Consider the following 6,204-nt stretch of genomic DNA (forward strand, 5'->3'; position numbering starts at 1 on the left):
ACGGGCGGCTCCCCATGACCGCAGCGGTTGCGTATAGCCGGATTCATGGACCTGATCACGACCACCGCCGCGCTGCACGACGTCTGCGCCCGCCTCGCCGAGCAACCCTTCGTGACCGTCGACACGGAGTTCATGCGGGAGACGACGTATTACCCGAAACTGTGCCTGATCCAGATCGCGGCGCCGGACGGTACCGGTGTCTTGGTCGATCCCCTGGCGACCGGGATCGACCTGCAGCCGTTCATCGACCTGATGGCTGACGAGCGGACCGTGAAGGTCTTTCACTCGGCCCGCCAGGATCTCGAGATCATCTGGCTGATGGGCGGGATCCTCCCGCAGCCGTTCTTCGACACCCAGGTTGCCGCCATGGTCTGCGGCTACGGCGACTCCGTGTCGTATGAGCAGCTGGTCAACGACGTGGCCAAGGCCAAGATCGACAAGTCTTCGCGGTTCACCGACTGGTCGCGCCGTCCGCTCTCGGAGGCCCAGCTCAGCTACGCGCTGTCGGACGTGACCCATCTCGTGAAAGTCTACGAAGTGCTCGTCGCCGAACTGCTGCGCACGGATCGCGGCGCCTGGCTCGACGAGGAGATGGCGGTGCTCACCTCTCCGGAGACCTACCGGGCCGATCCCGCGCAGGCCTGGCGCCGGCTGTCGGGCCGGATGCGCAAGCCCCGGGAGATCGCCGTGCTGATGGAGGTGGCCGCCTGGCGCGAGAGCGAGGCGCAGACCCGCAACGTCCCCCGCGGGCGCGTGCTCAAGGACGAGGCGGTGATCGACGTCGCCTCGGCGGCTCCGCGCAACGCCGAGGCCCTGGGCCGGCTGCGCACGATCCCCGCCGGGTTCGAGCGTTCGCGCACGGGGGCTGACATTCTGGCGGCCGTCGAGCGCGGCCTGACCCGGGATACCGCCGATATCCGCATGCCCGAGCGCCTGCGCCGGAGCGGCGGCAACGGCGCCATCGTGGAGCTGCTGAAAGTGCTGCTCAAGGCGGTCTGCGAATCCGAGGCCGTGGCGCCGAAGATCATCGCGACGGTGGACGATCTCGAAGCCATCGCCGATGACGACGCGGCCGAGGTCCCGGCGCTCCAGGGCTGGCGGCGGACCCTGTTCGGCGACAAGGCGCTCGCTCTGAAGCAGGGCCGCCTGGCGCTCTCTGTGGAGAGTGGACGGATCGTGGTCCGAGAGCTGGAGCCTACGAAGGCGGCGGATCGCCCGAGCGACGAAGACAATCCAGTCCGGACATAACAGGCGCCTCTCCCCCCTCTGCCGAGGGGAGGGCGCGGGTTCCGGTCTCCGCTGCGGTCTTGCTCGACGGCGGGTGAATACCCAAGCCGGAAGAGAAGCTGGCCGATTGCATGACCTGAAGGTCACGAGGGCGTGACACGCCCCACCGCCAGGATTAAGTGGCAATGACGTTTGCCACTTAATCCCACAATCGCGTCCCGCGTATGTTCGAGCCGAACGAGATCCTCACGACGCTGACCGGACGTGGCCTCGTCACGGCCGAGGGGTGCGATGCCGTACGGGTCCGTTACCGCGTCGTGGTCGAGCGCCGACAGGGGGGGCTGTTCGCTTACGGCGATCTCCACGGCAGCCATGCCGGGTTGCGGCCGATCTGGCTGGAACCGGATGCACAGCTTCGCCTCAAGACCGGCCGCCGCCTCGACATCTCTCTGACGGATCTGGTTGGCGACACCGCCGAATTCGAGAGCACGGGCGATATCGGGGCGCTCTGAGCGAAGGCTAGACGGCAAACTGCCCGATCAGGCTTCAGGGGCCGAGACGATTCGGCAATCACAGCCTCGTGAGGCGCCATCGCAGACCGCCCAAAGCGGCGTTTTCTCAACCCATGCGGCGAGAGGGCGCACAGCGCTCGACCTCTAAATAAGCGTGGCCTTTGCCGGCTCGGCTATCTCGCACTGCAATCCGAACGACGTTCGAAGCGGGCGGCGGATGCGCACAGGGCCAAAGCCGCCCCCGCAGCACGAGCATAATGGAGCCGACCTTTCCTCAAGGACGTGCAAGTCTTGCATGGAGGTCGATCACGGCAACGCGAGCTTAAGCGAAACACCTGCGGCGACGCTTGTGCGGCGCAACATTTCTTTCCGCGTAGCAATGACATTCCACAGTCGTTTGTCATGCGAAAAGAAGCTTTCACCGTGTGATCAATGGCGGAGAACAGCGAGTTGACGGCGCTCAAAAATCTCTTAAGGTCCGTTCAAGCTTCGGTTTCGAGGGGGCCGCCTCAGGGATGGCGGCTCCTGGCTACGGGATCTTTTGATCTCCTCAAGTCCGCGATGCCCGCTACCGAAGCGTCCATCCCTGTCGCAAACAGTCAGGTCGGGGTCCGAGCGACGCCATTCTCCAAGTGCGTCGGTACGACTCTCAAGACTTGTCGGAGGAACCCATGAGAGCGGTACATCTCCTCGCGCTTGGCGCAGGTGTCGCGGTCGCCGCCGCGCCGGCACTCGCCAACGAAAGCGTTCTGAAGAGCATCGCCAACCCGGCGGAACAAGCGCTTCAGACGGTCGACTACGCCAATACGCGTTATTCCAAGCTCGACCAGATCAATGCGTCGAACGTGAAGAACCTCCAGGTCGCCTGGACCTTCTCGACCGGCGTGCTGCGCGGCCACGAGGGCTCGCCGCTCGTCATCGGCAACATGATGTACGTGCACACGCCGTTCCCGAACATCGTGTACGCCCTCGACCTCGAGCACGAGGCCAAGATCGTCTGGAAGTACGAGCCGAAGCAGGATCCGTCCGTGATCCCGGTCATGTGCTGTGACACGGTCAACCGCGGCCTCGCCTATGCCGACGGCGCCATCCTGCTGCACCAGGCCGACACCACCCTCGTGTCGCTCGATGCCAAGACCGGCAAGGTGAACTGGTCGGTCGTCAACGGCGACCCGAAGAAGGGCGAGACCAACACCGCCACGGTTCTGCCCGTGAAGGACAAGGTCATCGTCGGCATCTCGGGCGGCGAGTTCGGCGTGCAGTGCCACGTCACCGCCTACGACCTGAAGACCGGCAAGAAGGTGTGGCGCGGCTACTCCGAAGGCCCGGACGATCAGATGCTGATCGACCCGGAGAAGACCACCTCGCTCGGAAAGCCGGTCGGCAAGGATTCTTCGCTGAAGACCTGGGAAGGCGATCAGTGGAAGACCGGCGGCGGCTGCACCTGGGGCTGGTTCTCGTACGATCCCAAGCTCGACCTGATGTACTACGGCTCGGGCAACCCCTCGACCTGGAACCCCAAGCAGCGTCCGGGCGACAACAAGTGGTCGATGACCATCTGGGCGCGTAACCCGGATACCGGCGTCGCCAAGTGGGTCTACCAGATGACCCCGCACGACGAGTGGGACTACGACGGCATCAACGAGATGATCCTCACGGATCAGAAGGTTGACGGCAAGGAGCAGCCGCTCCTGACCCACTTCGACCGTAACGGCTTCGGCTACACGCTGAACCGCGAGAACGGCAACCTGCTGGTCGCCGAGAAGTTCGATCCGGCCGTCAACTGGGCGACCAAGGTCGACATGGACAAGGGCTCGAAGAACTACGGCCGGCCGCTGGTCGTGTCGAAGTACTCGACCGAGCAGAACGGTGAGGACACCAACTCCAAGGGTATCTGCCCGGCGGCCCTCGGCACCAAGGATCAGCAGCCTGCTGCCTTCTCGCCGAAGACCAACCTGTTCTACGTGCCCACCAACCACGTCTGCATGGACTACGAGCCGTTCCGGGTGACCTACACCCCGGGCCAGCCCTATGTCGGTGCGACCCTGTCGATGTACCCGGCCCCGAACTCGCACGGCGGCATGGGTAACTTCATCGCCTGGGACGGCGTCAACGGTAAGATCAAATGGTCCAACGCCGAGCAGTTCTCGGTCTGGTCCGGTGCTCTCGCCACCGCCGGTGACGTGGTGTTCTACGGTACGCTCGAGGGTTACCTGAAGGCGGTCGACGACAAGAGCGGCAAGGAGCTGTTCAAGTTCAAGACCCCGTCGGGCATCATCGGCAACGTGATGACCTACCAGCTCAAGGGCAAGCAGTACGTGGGCGTCCTGTCGGGCGTCGGCGGTTGGGCCGGCATCGGCCTCGCGGCCGGCCTGACCGACCCGAACGCCGGCCTCGGTGCGGTGGGCGGCTACGCAGCCCTCTCGCAGTACACCAACCTCGGCGGTCAGCTGACCGTCTTCGCTCTGCCGAACTAATCGGCCGCAGGGTCTCGGTAGCGAAATGGTGCCGGCGCGGGTTTCCGCGCCGGCATCCTTGTGATTAGAATTTGTCGTAAGAGGCTGCGGCTCAACGCGAGACGAAGGGCCTCGCTCTAGGGAGACTACACGTTGCACAACCTCAGCAACATCGTAACGCGGCCGTTCCTGGCCGCCCTCGCCCTAGCGACCGTTTCCGCGGTTGCCGTACATGCTGAGGATGCCAAGCCCGCCGATCCGGCGCTCGCCAATTCGCTCAACGCGAACGACAAGACCGCGGAGCAGGACCCGGCGCTGCTCAAGAAGAATGCTGCCGTCAAGGTCGAGGACGGCAAGTATCTCGATGCCGACGGGCATCCGACCTACCACGTCACCAACGATGGCAAGAAGCTCGACTGGTACACCTACTCGGGCTACCGCCGCTATCACGCCGAGTGCCACGTCTGCCACGGCCCCGACGGCATGGGCTCGACCTATGCGCCGGCCTTGAAGGATTCGCTGAAGCACCTCTCCTACGAGGAGTTCATCGGCATCCTGGTCGGTGGCAAGCAGGACGTGAGCGCTTCCGAGCAGAAGGTCATGCCGGCCTTCGGCGATAACAAGAACGTCATGTGCTACTCGGACGACCTCTACACGTACCTCAAGGCGCGCGCTGACGGCGCGGTCGGCCGCGTGCGCCCGTCCGACCACGAGGACAAGCCCGAGGCGGCCCGGAAGGCCGAGAAGGAGTGCATGGGCGGCTGATGGCGCCCGTGCTCCGGACACTCGCCCTCTGCGCCCTGTCGATGACGGTGGCGCAGGGGGCTGCCGCGCAGCACCTGCCGGACACGGTCACGACCGATGTCCTGCGGGTCTGCGGCGATCCCGGCAACATGCCGTTCTCCGAGCGCAAGGAGGACGGTTTCGAGAACAAGATCGCGGCGATCATCGCCGACGAGCTGAAGGTCAAGTTGCGGTACTACTGGCTCACGCAGGGGCCGGGCTTCGTGCGCAACACGCTCGGCACGGGGTTGTGCGACCTGATCATCGGCCAAGCCTTCGGCAGCGACCTCGTCCAGACCACCAATCCCTATTACCGTTCGTCCTACACGCTGGTCACCCGCGCCGGTGAACTCGATGGCATCACCGCCCTCGACGACCCGCGGCTGAAGGGCAAGGCAATCGGCGTGATCGCCGGCACGCCGCCGGTGAACCGGATGGGCGATCTCGGCCTGGTCTCGACCATGAAGGCCTACGCGCCCTACCAGCTCGACCCGTCGCGCAAGTTCCAGACGGTGGGAGCCGAGATCATCGGGGCGCTCGCGGCCAAGGAGATCGACGCCGCCGTCCTCTGGGGGCCGGCCGCCGGCTGGCTCGCCAAGCAATCCGGGACGCCGATGATTGTGGTGCCGCTGCTCAAGGAGCCGGAGCGTCCACCCATGGCCTACCGGATCGCCATGGGCGTACGCCTCGGCGAGAACGATTGGAAGCGCTCGCTCAACACGGTCCTGCGCAAGCGCAAGGCCGATATCGACAAGGTGCTGCGCGACTACGACGTGCCCCTCCTCGACGACGAGGAGAACAAGCTCACCGAGCCCAGCGAGCGCTGAAACAATGGGTTCCCAAAGGGCTGAGCCCTTTGGCGGGGTTCGGGGGCGGAGCCCCTGAGCCTTGCAGGGCTCTGCCCTGCACCCGCAAAAGGTCCCGGACCCAGCCCTTTTAAGGTGTTTGGCTGTTGAGGATCCTTGCGGTTGCGACGTGACCTCTGCTGGCGCGCTTAGGTTCTGCCGCGGGGTCTTTGGGTTTTCGCCTGCCGACCGTCACGCGCCCGGGGTCGATCCTGCGGGCCAAGCTCAGCAGGCGCGCGGCCAGGGCCGGTGGGTCGGTCGCACCGCAGGCCGTCCAGTGCTCAGGGGGCAGAGCGATCAGCAGCCCCTCGTAGCCGCCGCGGATCTGTAGGACGAGGTGATACAAGGACACCTTGGGGGCCGCCCCCGCGGCGGAGGTGT

The 6,204-nt window shown here is 65.2% G+C and carries 5 protein-coding genes and 1 pseudogene; 5 read left to right on the forward strand and 1 reads right to left on the reverse strand.

The features are described from left to right. Window positions 1-45: 45 nt before the first annotated feature. From rnd to xoxJ, 5 genes are all read left to right on the forward strand, one after another. Window positions 46-1,248, forward strand: a complete 1,203-nt coding sequence (gene rnd / locus BM228_RS29250; RefSeq protein ID WP_092046213.1) for a ribonuclease D — start codon at window positions 46-48, stop codon at window positions 1,246-1,248. Window positions 1,249-1,451: 203 nt separating this feature from the next. After that, window positions 1,452-1,739: a hypothetical protein gene (locus BM228_RS29255; protein ID WP_092046215.1), complete on the forward strand. Its 288-nt coding sequence runs from the start codon at window positions 1,452-1,454 to the stop codon at window positions 1,737-1,739. A gap of 671 nt (window positions 1,740-2,410) precedes the next feature. Continuing rightward, window positions 2,411-4,216: a lanthanide-dependent methanol dehydrogenase XoxF1 gene (gene xoxF1, locus BM228_RS29260; protein WP_092046217.1), complete on the forward strand. Its 1,806-nt coding sequence runs from the start codon at window positions 2,411-2,413 to the stop codon at window positions 4,214-4,216. 132 nt (window positions 4,217-4,348) lie between these two features. Then, window positions 4,349-4,960 (forward strand): c-type cytochrome, methanol metabolism-related, encoded by a 612-nt coding sequence (locus tag BM228_RS29265; RefSeq protein WP_092046219.1) that lies wholly within the window; start codon window positions 4,349-4,351, stop codon window positions 4,958-4,960. Next, entirely contained in the window at window positions 4,960-5,805 is an 846-nt protein-coding gene (gene xoxJ / locus BM228_RS29270) for a rare earth element methanol dehydrogenase accessory protein XoxJ (RefSeq protein ID WP_167367858.1), read from the forward strand. The genes BM228_RS29265 and xoxJ overlap by 1 nt, the downstream gene beginning before the upstream one ends. 109 nt (window positions 5,806-5,914) lie before the next feature. Here xoxJ and BM228_RS35190 read toward each other — a convergent pair. Continuing rightward, window positions 5,915-6,204: pseudogene (locus BM228_RS35190) on the reverse strand (hypothetical protein); the annotation flags it as partial.

This window comes from Methylobacterium pseudosasicola, assembly GCF_900114535.1.
In the GTDB taxonomy this organism is placed as follows: domain Bacteria; phylum Pseudomonadota; class Alphaproteobacteria; order Rhizobiales; family Beijerinckiaceae; genus Methylobacterium; species Methylobacterium pseudosasicola.

Excerpts from the sequence above, each read along its gene's own strand:
- rnd (WP_092046213.1), top strand. The coding sequence starts at position 46 with ATGGACCTGATCACGACCACCGCCGCGCTGCACGACGTCTGCGCCCGC.
- BM228_RS29255 (WP_092046215.1), top strand. The coding sequence starts at position 1,452 with ATGTTCGAGCCGAACGAGATCCTCACGACGCTGACCGGACGTGGCCTC.
- xoxF1 (WP_092046217.1), top strand. The coding sequence starts at position 2,411 with ATGAGAGCGGTACATCTCCTCGCGCTTGGCGCAGGTGTCGCGGTCGCC.
- xoxJ (WP_167367858.1), top strand. The coding sequence starts at position 4,960 with ATGGCGCCCGTGCTCCGGACACTCGCCCTCTGCGCCCTGTCGATGACG.